This window comes from Zhongshania aquimaris, assembly GCF_019312595.1.
Lineage (GTDB): Bacteria > Pseudomonadota > Gammaproteobacteria > Pseudomonadales > Spongiibacteraceae > Spongiibacter > Spongiibacter aquimaris.
In genome coordinates this window covers 63,465-83,612 of record NZ_JAHWDQ010000006.1, presented here as the reverse complement: position 1 = coordinate 83,612, position 20,148 = coordinate 63,465, and the positions used below count along the sequence as shown (strand labels likewise).

At 49.9% G+C, this 20,148-nt stretch carries 19 protein-coding genes; 10 read left to right on the top strand and 9 right to left on the bottom strand.

Translation table 11 applies throughout. The annotated features are described in order from the left end of the window. Nucleotides 1–4: 4 nt before the first annotated feature. Complete coding sequence (locus KXJ70_RS17210) at nucleotides 5–1,120, bottom strand: fatty acid desaturase (protein WP_255558556.1); 1,116 nt, start codon at nucleotides 1,118–1,120, stop codon at nucleotides 5–7. Nucleotides 1,121–1,216: 96 nt separating this feature from the next. Here KXJ70_RS17210 and KXJ70_RS17205 point away from each other — a divergent pair, with 96 nt between their 5' ends. Next, entirely contained in the window at nucleotides 1,217–2,239 is a 1,023-nt protein-coding gene (locus KXJ70_RS17205) for an AraC family transcriptional regulator (protein ID WP_219044787.1), read from the top strand. Between the two features lie 151 nt (nucleotides 2,240–2,390). On the opposite strand, the gene KXJ70_RS17200 is transcribed toward KXJ70_RS17205, so the two are convergent. The 5 genes from KXJ70_RS17200 to KXJ70_RS17180 all read right to left on the bottom strand — a co-directional run bounded on the left by KXJ70_RS17200 (nucleotide 2,391) and on the right by KXJ70_RS17180 (nucleotide 7,799). Further along, entirely contained in the window at nucleotides 2,391–3,716 is a 1,326-nt protein-coding gene (locus KXJ70_RS17200; protein ID WP_219044786.1) for an MFS transporter, read from the bottom strand. Between the two features lie 94 nt (nucleotides 3,717–3,810). Further along, the gene (locus KXJ70_RS17195) at nucleotides 3,811–4,701 is read right to left on the bottom strand and encodes an oxidoreductase (protein WP_219044785.1); all 891 of its coding nucleotides are present in this window, start codon (nucleotides 4,699–4,701) and stop codon (nucleotides 3,811–3,813) included. A 46-nt stretch (nucleotides 4,702–4,747) separates the two neighbouring features. Beyond that, entirely contained in the window at nucleotides 4,748–6,238 is a 1,491-nt protein-coding gene (locus tag KXJ70_RS17190) for a class I adenylate-forming enzyme family protein (RefSeq protein WP_219044784.1), read from the bottom strand. Between the two features lie 13 nt (nucleotides 6,239–6,251). Further along, on the bottom strand, nucleotides 6,252–6,542 hold the full coding sequence (locus tag KXJ70_RS17185; protein WP_219044783.1) for a hypothetical protein: 291 nt from the start codon (nucleotides 6,540–6,542) through the stop codon (nucleotides 6,252–6,254). A 27-nt stretch (nucleotides 6,543–6,569) separates the two neighbouring features. After that, nucleotides 6,570–7,799, bottom strand: coding sequence for a CaiB/BaiF CoA transferase family protein (locus KXJ70_RS17180; protein ID WP_219044782.1), 1,230 nt, complete (start codon nucleotides 7,797–7,799; stop codon nucleotides 6,570–6,572). A gap of 302 nt (nucleotides 7,800–8,101) precedes the next feature. Between KXJ70_RS17180 and KXJ70_RS17175 the strand changes: the two genes are divergently transcribed. Beyond that, nucleotides 8,102–8,881 carry an SDR family oxidoreductase gene (locus KXJ70_RS17175; RefSeq protein WP_219044781.1) on the top strand — a complete coding sequence of 260 codons (780 nt, stop codon included), beginning with the start codon at nucleotides 8,102–8,104 and terminating at the stop codon, nucleotides 8,879–8,881. A 35-nt stretch (nucleotides 8,882–8,916) separates the two neighbouring features. Here KXJ70_RS17175 and KXJ70_RS17170 read toward each other — a convergent pair whose 3' ends face one another. The 3 genes from KXJ70_RS17170 to KXJ70_RS17160 form a co-directional block, all read right to left on the bottom strand. Continuing rightward, the gene (locus KXJ70_RS17170; RefSeq protein ID WP_219044780.1) at nucleotides 8,917–10,149 is read right to left on the bottom strand and encodes an MBL fold metallo-hydrolase; all 1,233 of its coding nucleotides are present in this window, start codon (nucleotides 10,147–10,149) and stop codon (nucleotides 8,917–8,919) included. Between the two features lie 143 nt (nucleotides 10,150–10,292). Continuing rightward, nucleotides 10,293–11,300, bottom strand: a complete 1,008-nt coding sequence (locus KXJ70_RS17165; RefSeq protein WP_219044779.1) for a zinc-dependent alcohol dehydrogenase — start codon at nucleotides 11,298–11,300, stop codon at nucleotides 10,293–10,295. A gap of 16 nt (nucleotides 11,301–11,316) precedes the next feature. Next, entirely contained in the window at nucleotides 11,317–12,126 is an 810-nt protein-coding gene (locus KXJ70_RS17160) for an SDR family NAD(P)-dependent oxidoreductase (protein ID WP_219044778.1), read from the bottom strand. A gap of 585 nt (nucleotides 12,127–12,711) precedes the next feature. Here KXJ70_RS17160 and KXJ70_RS17155 point away from each other — a divergent pair. The 8 genes from KXJ70_RS17155 (at nucleotide 12,712) to KXJ70_RS17120 (ending at nucleotide 19,962) form a co-directional block, all read left to right on the top strand. After that, nucleotides 12,712–13,866, top strand: a complete 1,155-nt coding sequence (locus KXJ70_RS17155) for a sulfotransferase family protein (RefSeq protein ID WP_219044777.1) — start codon at nucleotides 12,712–12,714, stop codon at nucleotides 13,864–13,866. Nucleotides 13,867–14,014: 148 nt separating this feature from the next. Next, nucleotides 14,015–14,776, top strand: coding sequence for an SDR family NAD(P)-dependent oxidoreductase (locus KXJ70_RS17150; protein ID WP_219044776.1), 762 nt, complete (start codon nucleotides 14,015–14,017; stop codon nucleotides 14,774–14,776). Nucleotides 14,777–15,186: 410 nt separating this feature from the next. Next, complete coding sequence (locus KXJ70_RS17145) at nucleotides 15,187–16,044, top strand: helix-turn-helix transcriptional regulator (RefSeq protein ID WP_219044775.1); 858 nt, start codon at nucleotides 15,187–15,189, stop codon at nucleotides 16,042–16,044. Nucleotides 16,045–16,561: 517 nt separating this feature from the next. Then, nucleotides 16,562–17,407 carry a restriction endonuclease gene (locus KXJ70_RS17140; RefSeq protein WP_219044774.1) on the top strand — a complete coding sequence of 282 codons (846 nt, stop codon included), beginning with the start codon at nucleotides 16,562–16,564 and terminating at the stop codon, nucleotides 17,405–17,407. Between the two features lie 60 nt (nucleotides 17,408–17,467). Then, nucleotides 17,468–17,881, top strand: a complete 414-nt coding sequence (locus tag KXJ70_RS17135; protein WP_219044773.1) for a hypothetical protein — start codon at nucleotides 17,468–17,470, stop codon at nucleotides 17,879–17,881. A 99-nt stretch (nucleotides 17,882–17,980) separates the two neighbouring features. Continuing rightward, the gene (locus KXJ70_RS17130) at nucleotides 17,981–18,517 is read left to right on the top strand and encodes a hypothetical protein (RefSeq protein WP_219044772.1); all 537 of its coding nucleotides are present in this window, start codon (nucleotides 17,981–17,983) and stop codon (nucleotides 18,515–18,517) included. A gap of 54 nt (nucleotides 18,518–18,571) precedes the next feature. Further along, nucleotides 18,572–18,976: a hypothetical protein gene (locus tag KXJ70_RS17125; RefSeq protein ID WP_219044771.1), complete on the top strand. Its 405-nt coding sequence runs from the start codon at nucleotides 18,572–18,574 to the stop codon at nucleotides 18,974–18,976. A 47-nt stretch (nucleotides 18,977–19,023) separates the two neighbouring features. Then, complete coding sequence (locus tag KXJ70_RS17120; protein ID WP_219044770.1) at nucleotides 19,024–19,962, top strand: hypothetical protein; 939 nt, start codon at nucleotides 19,024–19,026, stop codon at nucleotides 19,960–19,962. The last annotated feature ends 186 nt before the right edge of the window (nucleotides 19,963–20,148 follow it).

Below are 20,148 nucleotides of genomic sequence, written 5' to 3'. Positions count from 1 at the left end.
TATCTTAATTGTTAATTTTTAATTCCACCGCAGGATTAGCCGTCATAGTATAGCGATTGGCGCGTTTAAATGTGCCAATATCGTTAAATCTTACCCCCATTTCCCGCATCACTGCGTGGGCCTGCTTTGAAGTCCATTGGCGAATATAAAAAGGTTCCCGCACCGCAAAGTGGTGAATAGCATGGGTGGCACCAAAGTTAAAGCAGAATAATTGCAGCGGAAATAACCACCACACATTAAGAACTTGAGTTTGCTGCATGACATTGCCGTCTTCAACGTCGCCGTAATAGTGCATATTTGAACTAATAAAGTGAAGGCAGAAGGTGCGAAGAAAGCAGGGGAGCATGACGGTTACCGCTAGAAAATTGAGAATAACGATTGCGGTATTCACTGCGCTGGGCAGCACAAGTGATACGCCTGCGAGTGTTGCTAGCATCAGTGTGGCTTGTAAAATCAACCATCCATGCCAAACAAAATAGTATATTTTTCCGATAGGAAAATAGCCGTTGCGCTGCTCATGTATAAGTTTTTTTAACTCCGCATCATCGCTTGGCTTCTGGGCAACAATGTAGGCATAAGCTGCTTCATGAATAGATTTTGTTCGCAGTTTGGTGGCCAGTTTATTGTCCCCTGTCATGATAAGGCGCTTCACATTCCAGTGTTCACCGTTGGTGATTCCGCGCTCTTCTAAGTCGGATTCGGTGCCGGAATGTTTGTGGTGATGAAGGTGCAGGCGTCTTCTGACAAGTGGATTAATAGTGCTGGGGCGAGCAATCCAGCCGATAATTAACATCATGCGATTTATCTTTGGGTTTTTGCGGAAATAGATGGTGTGAATCAGGTCGTGTTCAAGCTCGTGAATAAATGAAGCAAACAGCGCCACTAACGGAATACATAGCCACCAGCTAATTATCTCTTGATAGTAGAGCCAGGCGCTGCCGAGCATGCCTAATAGAGACAACACCATGATACTGGCGCCAATGGCGTCTTGGTGTTTAAGCCAGCGGTGCTTAGCGCGAAGCTCGTCACCTGCCTGTAAAACGGATTTGCGAATGAAGGCCGTTTTTTCTTCGTTGGTTAGCGCTGCACTTTGGGGTATTCTGTTTTGCTTAATCATCATATCGTCGCCTAGTATTTGTTCACGTCTAGCATATTTAATGCGGTTGACAGGCGCAGGGCTTCGGGCGCCAAGATTCTGACTTAAGATGCCAAATCAATGAAAGCAAGTTCCGCACACGTTTCATCTTTGGGCAGCTGGGTGCGTACCATTAAGCTAGCGCTAGACGCTCAGGGCTTAGACGGTATGGCGCTATTGCAGCAGGCCGGTATGGATGCTGACGTACTGGCAGACCCCAACGGGCGTGTACCGTTGGCGGCAACTACTCGCTTGTGGGAAATAGCGATTGATGCCACGGCTGACCCTGCCTTCGGTTTAACAGTGAGTAATTTCGTTCAGCAGACTACGTTTCACGCCTTGGGTTATTCATTGATCGCGAGCAAGTCGTTAAAAGACGTTTTTGAGCGCCTTGTTCGCTACTTTCATATTGTTAGCAATGCCGCAGATGTAAAATTCGAGCGCCTAGAGAATTGCTATCGTTTTCGTATTTTACAACTGGGTGGTGAGCAGCCCGCGTTTGCTGCGCAGGATGCACTGCTCGCAACAAATTTGCGCATGTGCAGGTCCTTGGCAGGGCGGGAGTTTAGTCCCTTAGCTGTTCGTTTACTTCGGCCGCGACCGCAGGAGCGCAAAGCTTATGAGGAAATATTTCGGGTAGAGGTAGAGTTTTCGGCAGAAGAGATGTCGATGGATTTTGCCATTGATGCCATAGAACAGACCTTGCTGACCGCGAACGAGGAACTGGCCCAGCATAATGAGGCCATACTTGAGCGACTGCTGGCCGGTGTTTCACGCGATCCGCTCAGCCAGAAAGTGCATCTTTGCCTACTGGAATTATTGAGTAATGGTGAGCCCTCACACGAGCAGGTCGCGAAACGTATCAATATGAGTTCGCGGAATATGCAGCGTAAGTTGAGTGAGTCAGGCACCAGCTATACGGCGATTTTGGACGATACTCGCAAGCAGCTTGGATTGAATTATTTGCAGGACGCAGATTATACGATGAGTGAAATAACCTATTTGTTAGGGTTTTCGGACACCTCTAGTTTTTCCAGAGCATGTAAGCGCTGGCTGGGCATGTCGCCGAGTGCTTATAGAAATGCGCAAGGTGTTGGCAAGTAATCGACTGTTGGCGATATTTGAGTATGCCAAGCTGTACTCTTATCTCCCGATAAGCCGAGTTATTTTATTTTTCCTCTAAGGAGAGCACTCATCAAACCACGTTAAATAGCCTGGCTTTCCCCGCACTTTTTTTAGCGTGTTATTAGTGTCTTTACGGCAATTCTTTGGGTTCAATCATCCAAACGCAGGCGGCGGCAGCCAGGGCGGGGACAGCAAATAGAATGAAGAGTACGGGCATTGATACGCCAAGCCCCATTAACAGGCCGGCGAGTAGTGGACTGATTACCGCGCCAGCTCGCCCCAGGCCTGCCGCCCAACCTAAACCGGTGCTGCGTATTTGGGCGGGGTAAATAACCATCACGATATTGTAGAGATTTGAGAACGCGCCCATCAAACTAACGCCGATAAAAAACAACATCGTCAAAATAAAACTATACGGTATTTGGCCGAGATCATTGCTCATGCTGCCTACTAAAAATATACAGGCGGTTCCGAACACAAAGCCGCCGGCGATGAGTTTATTGATGGGAATTTTTTTCCCCAGATAGCCCATCAGCATGGTGCCGATAATAGAGCCAAGGGGGATGGCGGCGGTGGCTTGTATGGCTTTTTCCTGTGTCAGTCCCGAGTTGCTCAATACCTGGGGCATCCAGCTACTAATGAAGTAAACCACGACAAAGCCGGTAAAAAATGCGCTCCAGGATAGCAGGGTGGCCTGGCGGCGACTGGCGGTGAGCAGCGACGTCACCGAGGCGGATTCTGTTTTTACTGTGTCACTAACGGGGGGAATATGCGTCACCGTTGCCTGGCCGATATAAGACAGTGTCCGGTTGACTTTTTCCAATGCAATTTCAGGATGGCGTTTAATGGTGAAGGCAATGGATTCCGGCACCAGCAGTTGAATCAACACACCCAGAATCAGGGTGATTATGCCCGCGTACAAAAAGATGGTTTGCCAGCCGTGACTGCTAATGAAAGCTGCGGTAATAAGACCGCCGGCAACCGCACCAGCAGAGGCCGCTGCAACCAGAATGGAGATGATTAACATGCGGTGGCGCAGCGGGCTAAACTCGCCCATTAACGGGGTGAGTGAGGCGACCAATAAGCCGAGTGCCAAACCGGCGATAGCGCGCAGGGCGATTAGCTCCCACACGCTGGAGGCGAAGATGATGGCGCCGGTTGCGAGGCCCGCGACGAGCAAGGAGCCGCTCACCGCAATACGTCTGCCGTAGCGATCAGCTATCCAGGACAGAAACATTGCCCCAAGCGTCATACCCAATACGCCGGCGCTGAGCACCAGGCCCATCTTTTCAGCCGAGACGCCCCAGTCTGCGCTGATGGCCGGCGCGGCATAAGCGATAACAACAATGTCAAAACCTTCGACCATGCTGACCAGGGCGCCCAGAACTAAAATCAGCCACTGCATAGAGGTCAGTTGTGATTCATGCAGAACTTCGGAGGGTTTGCTGATGTCCATAAAGGCTCTCTGAATCGCGCTGTGCTTATGGGCTTATGATTTGTCTTACGGCGGTCAATGTTTTGAATATAAAAATAGCTTTAAAGTAGCGCCGCTAGGACAAATAGCTAACGCCGGTCATTTCTTCAGTTAATGACCACAGCTGTTTCGCCGTCTCGCTATCTTTGGCTTTGGCGTTTATTTTGGCTTGGTCAGGGGCTCCGCCAATCTCAAGAAACCCACCTGGGCCATAATATTCACCACCACGTGCATCGGGTGACAGGGCGGCCATTAAGGTTGCGCGGGCGGCATCTTTGGGCAGTGGGATCAGTGGCTCAATTTTGCTTTGAATCCACGCGCTAACTGGGTTCGTTGGCTCACCCTGTTTGCGGGTAATTTCTGTTGCGGCAAAACCCGGGTGAGATGACAGCGCAATAATATTGCTACCGCTTTGTTGCAGGCGACGATTTAATTCTATGGTGTATGACATCAACGCGACTTTGCTGCGCGCGTAGCCCTTCATCGGCTTGTAGGTGTCGCGTTCCCAATTGAGGTCATCTAATGCAATTTTACCGAAGCGGTGCGCGAGACTGCAGATATTGACGATCCGGCATTCAGTCTCCTTTTTGAACTGCGGCAGTAATTTGCCAATCAGTGCAAAGGGGCCAAGATAGTTTGTTGCTAGTTGCGATTCATGGCCGAGGGTATTGCGCGATAGTGGCACATCCGTGATGCCGGCATTATTAATGAGTAGATCGAGCTCGCCGACCTGCTCCGCAAATGCGGTGGCGAAACGCCCGATAGATTCAAGATTAGAGACGTCCAGCTGCATGAGCAAAAAGTCGGCGTCGGGGAATTGCTGTTTTAACTGTTCGAGGGCCGCCGCTGACTTTTCCAAGTTACGGCACGCTAGTATCACGCGGTAGTTTTGCTCTGCCAGTGCGGCGGATATGGCAAAGCCAAGGCCCGCATTGGCACCAGTAACAATGGCGGTTTTCTTGGCCACACTGAATTCCTTTTATTAAATTAATTGCCGACCTGTGTCAGTCGTTTCAGTTTGCAAATAATAGCCGCACTTCGCGACGCAGTAGCTTGCCCATTTCGTTATAGGGTAGCTGATCGACGAAAACAATTTTTTCCGGCACCCGCGAAGAACGTAAGCGGTCTTTTATCAATTGCTTTAAATCTGTTTCGCTGGGTTGGTCGTGACCGCCGTGAAGGGCAATGGCAACGCCAACTGCTTCACCCCATTCGACTGAGGGCACACCAACTGCGGCTGAGTCGCTGATGGCGGGGTGGCTCGCTAGAACATCTTCTATTTCACCCGGCGAAATATTTTCACCACCGCGCACAATCACATCATCGGCGCGACCAGATAAAAACAAAAAGCCCTCTTCATCCAAATAGCCCGCATCGCGGGTTGGGAACCAGCCGTCTTGATCTAGTGCCGAGCGACCGCGGTATTCGCCAGACACTTGTTCGCCGCGCACATAAATTTCTCCGCTCTCACCGGCGGGAAGAAGTTTGCCGTCGTCGTCGCGGATTTCCAGTTCTACTGTTGGTAGCGGTTTGCCCACCGAACCGAGACGTGCGCGAACCTTAGGGTCATCTGATGCAAAGGCGGTGCGGTGATCGTCTGGCCCCAGCAGCGCCACGGTGGAGCTGGTTTCGGTTAAGCCATAGGCATTGGTGAAGTTGGTTTGTGGAAATAGCTGTAAGGCACGCTCTATCAATTCCGGTGGCATACGACCACCGCCGTAGGCAATAGCTTTAATGGAAGCGAGATCCGCTTTGCCAATGTCATCCATGCGGCTAATAACCCGGGCCAGCATAGTGGGTACCAGAAACGCATTGGTGACTTGCTCGCTTTCAGCGAGATCCAACCAGGTTTGCGGCTCAAAAGCCGGCAATAGCACAATGCGGCGCATGGCATAGAAATTACTGAGCAGCGTCGAAATACCGGCGATATGGTAGGGCGGCACGCAAACAAGTTGGCCTTCCTCTTCTTCGGCCGACATAAATTCAACGGTGCCGAGAATATAGCCCAATAAATTTGAATGCCGCAGCAGGGCTGCTTTGGGGGCGGCGGTTGTGCCGCTGGTAAATATTTGCGCCGCGATACCTTCACCTTCGCGCTCTTCACCAGCCGCATTGGCAGCTGCGGCTTCGGCGGCTCTGACAAAACCTTCGCGGGTATTGCAGTGATGCCCCTTGCTCAGGCGCTGGCTGCGTTCAACATCGCCGATGACATAGGCGGGTGAAACGCGATCTAGCAGGGCGCCGAGGTCGGTGTCTGCAAGGCGATAATTGAGGGGGACATACGGAATGCCTGCAAGGGCTGCGCCGAATAGAGCAATCGGCGCAGCCTCGCTGCTTTCGTCCAGTAGTGCGACGTATTCGCAACCGTTAGCGACAAATAGGTCTGCAGCACCTTTGGCGGCCTCATACAACGCGCCATAAGACCAGCGTCGGCCGTCGCAAACTACGGCAGTACGATCGGGCGCAGTATCGGCCGCCATCTGTAAAATCAGGGCGATATTCATGTTCTTGCTTGCCTCAGTCTGAAGAGGGTAGAGGCTTGGCGTCTTTGGTGGTCAGTGCCTTGCCGTCGATAGCAAGTGAGCCTTCGCCGGCTTTTACACACAGCAGCTCAACGCTGCCATCGGCATTGACATAACGTTTGCCGACCTTGGAGCCTTCAGCGAAGTTGCTGTCAATGGCAGCGCTGGTATCGCCACCTTGATCTGCCATCGGTTGACCGCCGCACTGCACAATTAGGTCTTTACCTTTGATGACCATAACTTCGGTGCTGCAGACCGCACTTTTTAATTTTGTTCCTGGCTTCATAGTCTTCTCTTTATTCTCTGCGATTAATTAAGCGATAGCGCCTTTTTCTTTTAATTCTTCAATGCGTTCCCACTCCATACCCAGCTCCATTAATACCAGTTCGGTATGCTCTGAGGCCTGTGGCGAGCGGGTGGTTTGCACTGGCTCATGGTTGAATTGCACGGGACCGCGAACCAGTTTAATGGGGTCGCCGCCGTCGGCTGATTCCACTTCAAACAACATGTCATTGGCCAGTGCCTGCTCATCGGTGGCAATGTCTAATAAACTTTGCACCGGTGCCCACTGTCCAGAGTATGTTCTGAGGTGCGTGCGCCAGTAAGCGAGGGTTTGCGTCGCGAAGGCCCCCTGAATGATTTGGCTGGCAGTTTCCCAGTTTTCTATTAGTTTCTCGGCCGTTGAATAGCGCTCGTCAGCTGCGACGTCGGGTTTGCCAATGTGCTCAAAGAAACTTTTGATATGCGGCCCAGGTGTGAGGGTACACATATTAATGGTGCCGCCATCGGAGGTAGTGTAATTGCCCATCAAGGGATTGCCGGGGTTGGCGCCAGAGCCGGGCATACGGTTGCGCATGGTTTGGCCGTAGTCGATACCCATATCAATAGAGGTGCCGGCTGCCCACCACGCTGTGCTTAGTAGAGATACATCGATCTCCGTGGCTTCGCCAGTTTGGGCGCGATGAAACAGGGCAGCAGCAATGCCGCCAGCGATATTCATGCCCCCAATAGAGTCGCCGAATGCGGGTATGCCCTGCATCAGTGGGCCGGGTAATTCTTCGGGGGTCATATTGTGGGCGATGCCACTGCGGTTCCAAAATGCGGTGCCATCAAAGCCGCCGGTATCACGCTCTGGACCTTTGTCGCCATAGGCGCTGCCGCGGGCGTAGATAATATTGGGGTTTACTGCGCGAATGTGTTCGATGTCGAATTTCATTCGCTGGCGTTGATTGGGTAAATAGTTGGTCAGGAATACATCGGCGGTCTTGGCTAGCTCATAGATAACTTCCATGCCCTCTGGGGTGGAAATGTCGACACCGACGCTGCGCTTGCCGCGGTTGGGGTGTTCCATGAAGGGGCTGCGATTGGGGTTTACCTTAATGCCGCCGAGATTGATAAAGCCGCGCTGCGTATCGCCGCGAACAGGGTGCTCAATTTTTATAACGTCTGCGCCCCAGTCGGCCAATATGGCACCGGCGGCGGGAACAAAGGTAAATTGGGCAACTTCAAGGACGCGAACCCCTTTCATAACCTGGGTTGTCATAAGCGCAATGCTCCTGTAATTATCATATGGGCAACATGATACTACTCAACAATGTTGTTGTATAGATGGCGTTGGCTATGGTATAAAAATGGGCACAAAAGGTCGAAAGCGGCCTTTTCACGATAGTTATTTTGTTCTTTGGCAGCGTCAAAAATGTACTCAATCGGTCATTTATAATCATAAACTCCTTCATTCCGTGCACTTTTTCCTTGCCAGAAAACAAAATTCCCGCTCGTGCAAAAGGTTTCAAAAATTCAGCTTATTTTTAACAATAAATATTAGTCCATTTTCAGGGGAATTCTATGAAACTCGACGCCTCAATATCTGCGGTTGTTACCGGTGGAGCATCTGGCCTTGGTCTGGGTACAGTGAAAGCCTTGCGCGCCAAAGGGGTAAAGGTTGCCATCTTTGATATGAATGATGAGACCGGCAAGCTGGCTGCGGAAGAAACCGGCTCGGTGTTTTGTCAGTGTGATGTGCTGTCTGACGACAGCGTGGATGCGGCGTTTGCGAAAGCCCGGGAAGCCAACGGTCAAGAGCGCATTTTGGTGTGCTGTGCTGGTGGTGGCAATGCGATTCCCACGGCGCGACGGGATAAAAAAACCGGCGAAATTAATATTTTCCCCTCTGACAAATTTGAATGGGTTCTTAAACTGAACACCGTGGGCACCTTTCGCTGTGTCACTCGTTCAGCGGCGGGCATGATGACCCAGGAGCCTATCGACGGTGAACGCGGCGTGATGATTAACACCGCATCTGCCGCCGCTACTGACGGTCAAATGGGACAAGCAGCTTACTCGGCAGCGAAAGCGGCGATTGTGGGTATGACCTTGACCATTGCCCGGGATTTGTCCCGCGAAGGGATTCGAGTGAATACCATCCAGCCCGGTATATTCGATACGCCAGCGATGGCGAGAGCCACCCCGGAAATGAAACAAGCTTTGGGTGCGATGGTGCCGTTCCCGCCGCGCATGGGGCATGCGGATGACTACGCCAGCATGGTGCTTGAGCTAGCGCGTAACTCTTATATGAATGGTGAAACCATTCGTCTTGATGGCGCCATTCGCATGCAGCCGCGTTAATCGCGGCGCAGACACCGTGGATAATATTGCCGATGTTAGCTGAGCAGTTTAGCGACATCGGCAATTTCAGATTTAAGCCACATCACTTCGCTTAAGTTCGTCCCGCCAGAATGTTGCAATAGCATTTCTAATGCGCGCTTTTTCGTTGTCAGGGCGTCTACCTGCTGTGGTTCTGCATTTAATGCAATGTCGAGCAAATGCAGGGCTTCAAGTGGTTTGTGGGCGTCTATTTTGGCTGCGGCGCGCGCAGCTAATTGCTGCGCCCCGCCGGCCAGTTCACAAAGGTCTTGGTGGACGGCGCTGGCGGGAACCTCGTAGAGCGAGGTGGTGCTGTCGTAGAAAAACCAGCCAGAAAACTCCTGCCAAATAGATTTAACCGCCCAGCTCACCTTGCCGTGAAACTCCCCCAGTTGCAGGGCCTCGGGCAGCCTAATTTCCGCCATCAACTCATGCACTGATTTGCCTGAGTTCATGCCGGCGATGGTGGCATCGCGGATATAGGTCACTCCGTCATAGAGTTTATTTAGATCGGCGGCGATACGCTCTTTGCCGCGTATGGGCTCGCCATGGCCGGTGATAAGTAACTCAGCGCCAAGTTTTCTCACCGTGTCGACTGACTCTAGAAAGCGATTTACCGAGCGGGGTTTATCACCGCGAATGGTGTTTAGATTTGGTACCGACATAAACACTGGGCCAAACACATTGCCGCTAAACACGATTTTCTCATTGCCTAGCCAAATGACTGAGGCATCCGGTGCTTCGCCGCCGGGGGTGGATATCGCCTCAAAACAGACATCGCCTATCGTTAGTGATACGCGGTCTTCAAAGGTGGTATCAGGTTCAATGTCGGGTACCGGCGCGCCGCGGCCTTTGATGGTGCCGCTCCACAGTTTGCCAGAGCGTCGGCCAAGATGGGGCATTAGGGTTTTGAAAAAATTGGCGGTATCGCTAAATTTACTGTGCGCAATAATCTTCGTGTTAGCTTCTTTAAGCGCTGGTACGCCGCCAAAATGATCGGCGTGGGCTTGCGTTAAAAAAATCGCCTGTAAGGGGCCGCTGCGTAGCGGCGCAAAAAGCTGCTTTATACGCTCGGCGCTGCCCATAAAGCCAGCATTGATGAGCACATCGCCATCCTTGGTTTTTACCAGGTAGGCGTTTGAAATATCCTTTGCCATATAGATAAAGTCGTTGATCTTTTCGGTTTCAGTTTGTTCGCCGCCAGCCTGGACGAGAGTGGCGAGCTTGGGCTGCTGGTCTTTTGTGGTCATGGTGTGGGCCTGTTGGTTTTTCGGAAAGCGCTGAACGGGAGACGGGAGACGGGAGATGCTAATCCCGCGCGTCGTTGCTGCGCTATCTTGCGAGCACTGCGGAGCAGTTAAGGTTTTTAGCGTCTCCCATCTCCCGTTTAGCATCAAGTATTGATATCAATCATTACTTTCGCCGACGCCGGGGTCGCGGCCACCGCCAGAGCCTCGATGATATTCTCAAGCGGATAGTGGTGGCTGATCATGCCATCGAGTTTATCTCGCAGGCGGGGCAAAGCCGCTAACACTTCTGGCATTTCATCGGGGTAGCCGACTGCCGTGGTGATTGTCATTTCTGTGGTTAACATGGCGCCCAAATCGATTTGTACGGGTTTCATGTAGGCGGCGGTAATGACTAAACGAGACTGAAATTTCGCCATTTTAATCACATCATTGAGTATGTTTGGCGCACCGGCAGCATCGATAAAGGCGTCGGTGCCGACCGCTTCCCGACTGAATATTCTGGCGCTGCCGTGCAGCTTTACTAGCTCTGCTTGGAGATCGATTTGAGTGGGGTCAAAGGCCGCTTGTGCGCCTAAGTCCATCGCGCGCTCACGTCGCTCGGTGGCTAAATCTAAGGCTACGACATTGGCGCCGCGATCCACCAACCACATCACCATGCCGAGACCGATTGGGCCACAGCCGAATACCACAATATTGTCGCCCGCTTTGGCCTGCGCGCGATTCACGCCGTGCAATGCCACCGCCAAAGGCTCGGTAAGCGCGGCAATGTCATAGGGGATATCATTGGGTATAAGTAATATATTGTCACCGGCTCTGGCATCGCGAACTAAGAGCTGCTCGGTGAAGGCGCCCTCTGGGCCGCCGCTGCCGATATAGCTGCTGGTTTGCATGGGGTTGATGACAACCCTCTGACCGATGGCGATGTCATTAACCTCTTTGCCAACATGAATAACCTCGCCGGCGGCTTCGTGGCCAATGGGGGTCACTCCGCCGGGGCGGCGGTGAATGCCGCCGACTTTGATATAGCTCAGGTCGCTGCCGCAAATACCGCAGGCCTTTACCTTGATAACAACGTCTTTGGCGCCTGGGACGGGCATTTGGTATGGATCCAGGCGAACATCATCGACTTCATGAATATTGAGCACATGCATTTATATTGCTCCTGTTTTAAAGGTTTATCATCGAGGCGCCATCGATAACGATGGTGTCGCCGGTATGCCAGCGCGATGCATCGCTGGCAAGATAGGCGGCGATGCCTTCGAAGTCCGCCGCAAACCCCGGTCTGGGGATGGCGCATTTTGAAGCGAAGTGTTTATCGAGATCAGACCACTGTTCTTCGGCTTGAACGGCGCCGTCGTCGCTGCCGCCCGAAAAGCCAGTTTTGATATAACCTGGAGCGATGGTATTGGCGCGGATGCCGTGCTTGCCAAGTTCACTGGCCATACAGCGAATGACTGCGCCGATACCGCCTTTGGCGGCGGCGTAAGACACTATTCCGGGCACGCCCTGAAACATCGATAGACTGCCGCAGAATATCAATGAGCCGCCGGGTTCGCCGGCCTCGGCGCGGGCAACCATCAGTTTTGCCGCTTCTTGCAAGGTGTAAAAAGCGCCGTGCATATTGGTGTCGAGCAGGCTGTGGTATTGCTCGGCGGTGGCGGTGAGTACGGAGCGGGTATTGGGCGGCATGCCGGCATTGGCAATCACCGTGTCGATGCGGCCGTATTCATCGATCAGCGCCTTGTAGCCGTCGATCACCTCTTGCTGAGAGGCGACATCAACCGCGTAAGCCGACGCTTTCACGCCATAGGATTGCAGCTCCTTAATGGCCTTCGCATTTTTTTCAGCGGAGCGCCCCCAAATCACAACATCGCCGCCCTGTTTCGCAATACCTCTGGCAAAGCCAAGGCCGAGTCCGCTATTGCCACCGGTGATTAGGGCAACTTTGCCGCTGAGATCAAATAAGCCTTTTGACATAAGTCGTTTCCTCTACGATGGCTGCTTTTATTGATTTAGTACTCTTTCAACATGATATTGCCGTGTGACTCTGTAGCTTGGCTTGAGCGGTAGCGACAAATTTGTGTGGAACAAATTTGGGCAGCTCTGCTGGTCCTTAGGCCGAGGCGCGGATGCGCCGAGTCATACCCAGCAAGCGATGTAGAGAGTCCCATCATGTCGGGTTTGATAAACCCCTTCGGGGCGCTCTGACGGGCGTCCAGCCTGAAGGCATGTCGTTCCTTAGCCCAATCTACGAAATTTGGTATTAGGCAACATCATATTGAAAGAGTACCAGTCTCATTCAGCTTGCGTGATGGCTCAAGTTAACATTGTGTCGACGTTCGGCCCTTATGGCGCTGGGGAGCCATTTCAGAGAAGTGCAGATGTTGCAGGCGCTAGTAGGAATGTCGCTAATACTTAATGCGGCTGGTCTTCGACATTCTGGCCTGTTCGCGCAAGTAATCCGCGTTGCTGGGTGTTTTTAAAGTGGCCTAAGATGGGGGGGTGAATAGTTCGATGGTTTTTCTAGTGGGCTATAAAAAATAATAGTGCGAGGTTTGAGTAATGGCGCAGACATTTAATCCACAACAATTAATAGAGGCCGCGCAAAAGCTAACAGGCTTGGATCAGTTTGACAGCGACAGCTTTTACGAAGGCTTGAGCATTTTGCTCGCCGACGCCAATAAAAACGACATGACTGAAAGTGGTGTGAAGCGCTTTGGCGAGTCAGTAACGCAAATTTTGGCGAACCGACTCAAAGTCACTCATTATTTAGCTCAGCGCCCAGAGTTATCAGATCGTCCAATAGAGCGTCCGATCTTTGTGTTCGGCGTTCCTCGCACTGGCACTACTTTGCTGAGCAATTTACTGGCAGCCGACCCAGCGCGGCGCTCACCGCTGACCTGGGAAATTGATGACCCCGTGCCGCCGCCGACGACGGCGACTTTATTTGATGATCCGCGCGCTCTTGCCAGACTGCAAATGGAAAAACAAATGCTGGAGGCGGCGCCTGAGATGGGCAAGTACTATCGCAGTTCAGCTATCTATCCCAATGAATGCGTGTATTTTATGGCGCATGATTTTAAGACCTTAATGCTTGAGTCACGGGGTAAATTACCCAATTACCGCGATTGGTTATTGAATGACACCGACATGAGCTCGGCCTATCAATACCACAAAAAATTCCTACAGCTTTTGCAGGCCGATGCACCCGGTGTGTGGAATTTGAAAATGCCGTCTCACGCGCTGTGGCTTGAGACTCTGATTAAAATTTATCCCGATGCACGCCTGGTATGGGCGCATCGCGACCCGCTGACGGCGACCAGTTCATTTTGTAGTTTGATCTCCCTTGCGCACCTCGGTTTTACCGGTAAAACCGATACCGCGTGGATTGCAGAAAACTGCCCTTATCAGGCCAAATTGCACGCAGACCGGATTATGGATTTCCGCGAGAAGTTTGGTGAGGATCGTATTATCGATGTTCACTACGCGGATTTAATAAACCAACCCATCGCCAGCATGGAAAAACTCTATGGCGCGCTTGGCGATGAGTTTAGCGACGGCGCGCGCAGGGGGGTGCAGGGCTGGATAGACGACAATCCCCAGAATAAATTTGGCAAGCATGAGTATCGCCTGGCTGAATTTGGCTTGACTGCGCAGGATATTGAGGCCCAGTTTGAGCGCTATCTGGCGAAGTATGACGTTGCAAGAGAGGGGTAGGGATGTGCCCGTAGGTATTGAGCTCTTGCTGCTAGTTTGACAACACTGTTGATTATAGTGATTATGGCTGCATAAAGATAATTCAGTGATCAGGCTCGGCGCCACGCCCATATTTGCATGATTGCGAGAGATAGCGAGATCCTCTATTTTGAATAGCCTTAGTTCTATGTTTGGCCTAGAAGGTCGTCTCGCCGTGGTGACTGGCGGTGCCAGTGGCATTGGCGCCGGAATCGCCAGCGCCTTGGCGGCGGCGGGGGCGAGGGTAATCATTGCCGATATTAATATTGACGCCGCCCAAGCTTTTGCCAATTCGATGCCCGCTGCCGATATTCAAGTAATAAAGCTGGACCTAGCCGATGAGGAAAATGTCCTCAGCGTTAGTGAAGATATATTAAAAAATTTTGGTACCCCATGGGTATTGGTCAATAACGCTGGTTTGCAGGATAGACAGGCCTTCTTTGAATCCACCACTGCGGAATGGGATCGGATGGTGGCTGTTAATTCACGCGGCCCGTTTATTCTAAGCAGAGAGTTAAGTCGCGCTATGGCGTCGGTTGGCGGTGGCCGCATTGTGAATATTGCGTCAGCCGCACTGCGCGGCAGTATCGTAAAAGGTTTGGTCGCTTACACAGCCTCAAAGGGCGCTCTCTTGGCTCAGAGCAGTGCGCTGGCCTTTGAATTAGCAGAATTTGGTATCACAGTGAATACCGTGTTACCGGGCGGAGTGGCTACTCCCGGCGCTATCGCCGCAAAAGGTCCTGTACCCGAAGGGCCGGCGCGGCGTCCTGCGCCTTTGGGGATGTGTAAGCCAGAGGATATCGCCGCTGCAGTGCTGTACTTTTCCGCTCCCGCTGCCCAGCGTGTGACTAACCAAGTCATAGCTGTAGACGGCGGTTTTTCAGTTAGTTAATTGGGATTGAGCTTGGTGCGTTCGACCTTGTTAGGAAGCGCGAACAGCAATTAGCTGAGGTTTTAAATGTATTTACCTGTTGTCTGTTAGCCGCTGGTGATTAAAGGCGTCACTGTCGTGGCTTAAACCCGACGTTCAATCGAAACTGCGGAGGCTGTTCGCGATGTCGATTCTTGCGAGAAGCGTATTGCGAATAGTGCGCCGAAACCATTTGGACTATGCGAGACGGAGTGGTGCGGGATAAGAGCAGGTCTTAGGATAATGATTGCTGTCATTCCTGTTATTAGCGAGCAGGGTGGTTGGCAATTGAGTTGGAAGTTGACACGGCTGCATGCGAATATTTGCCAGCGGAAAAAGGGCAGTAGGAATGGAGTATTAATTCCTAAGTGAATGAAAGGGCGTAAATAAAGATGGCCACAGCAACGATGCGAATTGAGGCTGAACTGAGGGCGCCGGTGGCGGCGGCTCAGTTAGTCCATTATCGGCTTGATGAACCTGCAGATAATCTTCAGTCGGAAGATGCCAGCTATCGTCTTGATCTTTGTTTGACGCCGCGACCACGCAATGCTCGGGCATGCTATCCGCAGCGCTGGGGAAGGGACCGTTTTGAGCGATTGGGCAAGGTCTTTGTTGTGCCGCCTGGAGAGTTATTGCACTCACGTAGCGATGAGCGGGGCGAGCAGGCCTCCTTGCTATTTCAGCTAGACCCCTCTGCCATGCAAGAGCGCCTCGAACAAAATCTTGCTTGGGATGCTCGCTATTTGTCTGCGGGGCTTGATGTTCGCGATGTCAGTATTCAGATGTTGCTAATGCGTTTGGCAGAGGAAGCTAAAAGTCCCGGCTTTGCCAGCGAGATGTTAGTGGAGTTAATTGCGTCGCAATTGGCGATAGAACTCAGCCGCTATCAACAGCGCATCGTTAACGAGTCCAGCAGTGGTGGTTTGGCGCAGTGGCGTTTGAAATTAATAGATGAGCGTATTCGAGAGGCTCCTTCAATGCCAACGCTCGATGAGTTGGCCGGACTCTGTGGTTTGTCGGTTCGGCAATTAACGCGGGGCTTTCGCAGCAGTAAAGCTTGTTCCATCGGCGATTATGTTGCCAATAGCCGTATCGAGTTGGCCAAAGAAATGCTGTCGTCTGACAGTAGCATTAAGGCGATTTCCTATACGCTCGGCTTTTCTTCGCCTTCAGGTTTTTGCTATGCCTTTCGCCGTGCCAGCGGTGAAACACCAGGACAGTACCGTCAGCGTATTCTGCGCTGTCGCTAGGGGAAACGTAAGCCTGTCGATTTTCGTCTTGATCACCTTATTTTTGGCTTCAGACGAAGGGCGGCTTACATGCTGAGTGCTGATTCACCCATAAACTAGCAGGAAAATTGAACCATAAGATGCCCAAAAGGAGCGCTTTTGGCGGTATAACTTTAAGTTCCGATCGGCGTTTTTCCCATAACATGGCCGCGAGTTCACCCATATTGTGGCCGTAACGTCACAAAAGCAGTCAGTCGCTGAAGCTATCAACCCCGTGTTCAGTAGCATTGCGCTCACTAATTCTGGTGGAATCCACTTAAGCAATTGATTTTTATTGAGAAGCGATTATGCTCTGTGCTACGGGGATTCCACATCAAATGCAGGATGCACACAAATGAAAAAGCCCTTTCAAGCTTGCTATCGTCCTGATTTAAATAGAATTTTTCTACTTAATCATCTTTAAGCTTAGGCTCACTATGTGCATGAGTTATAAAGCGGAACGCATTTGGATTTACTGTTATGTGCCAACGGGGAATCTATGGCCAATGTAAATACTGAATATGAGCTTCTCGCTCGTGAAGTTTATGAAGAGATCCTTCAAGCTGAAGGGTTTGACACTATTACTATTCAGCACGATGTAAATATCGAAGGGAAATCAGGGCAGAAGCATCAAATCGATGTGTATTGGGAACTTAATGTCGCAGGTATTAAACATAAAGTGGCAGTTGAGTGTAAAAACTACACGTCCCCAGTTTCTGTTGGGAAAGTACGTGATTTCAGTGCGGCACTTGATGATATCGGAAATATTCAAGGTATTTTTATTACTAAAACAGGCTATCAAGCTGGAGCAAAAATATTTGCAGATCATAAGGGAATTACCCTAAAACATCTGAGACAGCCGACAAATGAAGATCTTAAAAGCGCCGGTGCGCCACCTTCTCTTAATATTAGAGGGCATATTTTCTACTTCACAAATACTGTTCCAGATGTGAAATTTGATTTCAACTGGATTATCGCAAATACCTCAATGAAGGAAGGTGATCCATTTGAAATAGCTGCATTGAATTGTGATATCAATATCATAGACGCCGAAGGAAATTTCGTAAAAACATTCTTAGATTTAGAAAATGAGCTGCCTAGATCAACTGACGTCTTGGAAAATAGAACTGGATTAACTCATGAGTATAAATTTGATAACGAATATCTGACATGGCCAGATTGTCAATATGAAAAGCTTAAGTTAGAAAAGATATCCTTCCAGTATGATGTTGCCTATACAGCGAGTGTGACAAAATTTGAAGGTAGATGGGCGGCTAAGGCTGTGCTTGAAGATATAAAAACGGGTGAAATTCACCTCCACAAAAAGCAAGGTTCTCTTGCATAAGTTAGCACATAACCGGGCGTTATGTGCTTTAAGCTTGAAGGAAAGTCGTAGGTGAGTGGTATGGACATCGATTGGTCACTAATAATCGCGGTTTGGGGCGCTGTACTTTCAACCCTTCTAGCAATTCCAAAATTGCGTGAAGCCTGGAGCAATAGGTTCCAAATTGACGTTACTCATGTTTTTAGAAGCGACGCCAGGATTGGGAATGAGATCCATATTAGGAACCTGTCAGGAAAGCCTATAATTTTAGAGTACCTAGAACTTTACTATCAGGAAGGTAGTTGGCCCAGAACAACAAAGAGGTACTTTTGGTCTCCTGAGGACTCGCTTCTGAACCTAAGAATTGAACCAACTGATAATAAGCTTTTGACTTTCTCCGAGGCTGACCATTTCTCTTGGGGAAAAGAACAAAAAATCTTTATGAAACTGTACATTGTGGGTAGAAGGGCCATCGTCAAAAGGGTGGGCGGATGACTGAGGGCCACATAACCAAGCCGCTCCCTTTTTGTCGTCGGACGCTCGCAAGCTCGCGCCGTTTATGCCGGGCGTTAGTTCATAAAATAAGGTGAAATCATGCCACGTATGATAGTTCTTTTAGCAGTTATGCTGTTCGCAGTATCTGGTTGCGCCAGCTTCAACGATGCAATGACGCCTTCGTTGTCAGTACAGCAAGATCAATTTGATGGTTCTTTAATTATCACTCAACCTCCGGTGAGTGCTGCTTCGGGGTTGTCGGAGGGTTGGCACTCATTAGTATTCCAATGGAGTAACAAATTCCCCAGCGTGGTATTCCTAGAAGTTGGTGTAAGTGGAATAACTAATATTATGGGGGTCACCTTCAACGTAGATGGACAAATCATCGAAAATATTAAAGATGCTAGTGCTCTTACTAAATACGGTGATTGGTCAACTCGTAGGCTTGTAATGCCCATCTCTGACTTTCTTAAAGTTGCCCAAGGCAATGATGTAAAAATGAAAGTAATGCAAATTGACACTTACTCCGTTTCTTCGTTCGGCTTTTCCAATTCCGATGCAATTGTTAATAAAAAATTTGGTCCATTCATTCAAAAGTTAAAAGAACAAAGTGCATTACCAAAAACAACGAGCTAACAAGTGTCAGCAATCGGAATTGGGTAAATCGTCACCGCTTTTGCAAGGAAGGATATGAGTAAATATCTAGTTTCAGTCTTTCTTCTTCTCACCTCTGTAGATGTTTTTGCAGTTAATGATTTCAAGTGTACCATCAAAGATGCAGTGAATTTAGAATCTGATGGAACCTTAAATCATAAGTCGTATGTGGTATCCGGGTATATTGGTAAGGATTTTGTCGTAAACCGACAAACCGGAATTATTACTGGTGCAAATATTACGAACACTATGTCGGGCAAAATGCCGGCAGTCTACGATTACTTGCCAAATGAAAATGGATATAAGGCCGTCACTCACTATAAGCCAAATAACACCATCGACTATCTGCAAATAAACCAGTACGCAGATAAACATGAGAAGCCCTTCTTTTATAAGGGTGCGTTTGGCACCATGGTTTCGGGAACATGCGTAGTGTATTAACAGCACATAGATCGTAGCCCAGATTTCACAAATAGGAGAAATACTTAATGTCTGACTTGGTTGAGCTACAAGAATTTGCCGGTGCGTTGACCAAACCATACGTCGTCACTCGATCGAAGCTTGGTAGCACTACAAAACTTATCGATGAAAAGTTCGTCTGTTCGGCAAGAGAACTAGAGATCCTATACAATTCACTTGGTGAGAAAATTAGCTCCTTTCAACCTTCAAAGGCTGGATTTCAGTATCTGATTAGCTTTACCGACAGCACTCACTACGAAAACCACAAATTAACTTCACTCGATACAACCATAGCCAATTCAAGTAAAAAGACGGAGAAGCTAATTCTAAACTGGGTTATTGGGCATGAATATGACGGAATTGAAAATGAAATGACAATAACTGTCCGTATATCAAACCCGATGAACCCTATCGTGATGTTACAGGCAATGATGTCTGCAGATCACAGCGATGCAGACCGACTTGACTTCGAAGATGGATGTGTTTCGGTATCTATCAATGGCGCCACTCAAATTACAGCTGAGGAAATATTCGCTATAGTACAACGATGGGCGGAGGCGTGCCCTCAACCCCAAAGTATCACGAACATAAATAAATTTCTCTACAAGCACTCAGAAAAAGTATCTTTTCTAAATTATTGGGTTTTTCCCATTCTTTTTACGGCATGTTCATTCCAATTTCTGCAAACTATCGCCCTTGATACCGTTGTACCTTATGTCTTTTTAGCTATTGTCGCTGTAACTTTTCTTCGTAGCGCGGCTCAAAGCACTAATCGAATGATTGAGCGCTGGGCGCATACTAGTCGAAACTTCAGTCTTTTCATGGTTACAGGTGGTGATAACAATCAGCAAACAAAAATCGCTGCTAAGTCAAAGAACAGCACCATCAAGCTTGTGAGTTCTGTGGCAGTTTCATTCGTGGTAAATATTGCTGCGGGTTTAATGCTGGCTTGGTTGGTCAGCTCATAATCGGGTAGCCGAGGGTCTCTAACCCTCAGCCCCCACAACACCCTGCATGCAGATTGCACTGATCGGTCGTACGTCCGCTTTTTACCAAATGCAGGCCTCTCTTGCGCACCACAGAAACTGCTTTGCTATAAGTTGGCTGATGCAGATTTTTAGCAAACGATGGGTAAAGCCGCCAATTTATGGGTG